At 37.6% G+C, this 603-nt stretch carries 1 protein-coding gene; it reads left to right on the top strand.

Annotation, left to right across the window (positions count from 1 at the left end):
• Positions 1 to 107 precede the first annotated feature (107 nt).
• Complete coding sequence (locus ACS8FD_RS22460) at positions 108 to 470, top strand: response regulator (protein WP_439262706.1); 363 nt, start codon at positions 108 to 110, stop codon at positions 468 to 470.
• The last annotated feature ends 133 nt before the right edge of the window (positions 471 to 603 follow it).

Here is a 603-nt window from a genome sequence, read left to right as displayed (position 1 = left end):
CAAGTAAAAGAATATGATGGTAAGCTCAATGTAAATAGTGAGCATGGTAAGATGACACGTTTTGTCATTACGCTGCCTAACGCTTAATTAAGGATAATAAATACGTTATGTATAAACTAATGATTGTTGATGATTCCAATATCATTCGAAACCGCATCCAGCGGGCTTATGACTCAGGAAATTTTATGTTGGTTGCGACGGCAACCAGCGGTGTTCAAGCTATTGAGAAGTTCAATACGCATCGTCCTGATGTCATTACTATGGATTTAACCATGCCACAGATGGATGGTCTTGAATGCATTGAAAAGATCATCGCTATTGATCCTGATGTACGAATTTTGGTGGTATCGGCATTGTCAGATAAATCTACGGGCATCGAAGCATTATCGCTTGGTGCTAGTGGGTTTTTATGTAAACCTTTTTCAGAAGAAGATCTCGTAGAGTCTTTGTATGAGCTGGTACAAGACTAATATCATCCAACGACCTAAGCAGATGTCATTATGAAAGAACAAAAGCTACAAATTTTTTTGAACATTATTAGTAACTATTTTAATCAGTTCGGAGGTTCAGAGCTCATCGCTGATACGCCTTATTTGTTAGAAA

The sequence above is a fragment of the Psychrobacter sp. 1U2 genome (assembly GCF_051847575.1).
This window is presented reverse-complemented; position numbering and strand designations above follow the sequence as displayed.

What these genes read in the sequence shown, in the direction of transcription:
- ACS8FD_RS22460 (WP_439262706.1), top strand. Translation starts at nt 108, where the DNA reads ATGTATAAACTAATGATTGTTGATGATTCCAATATCATTCGAAACCGC.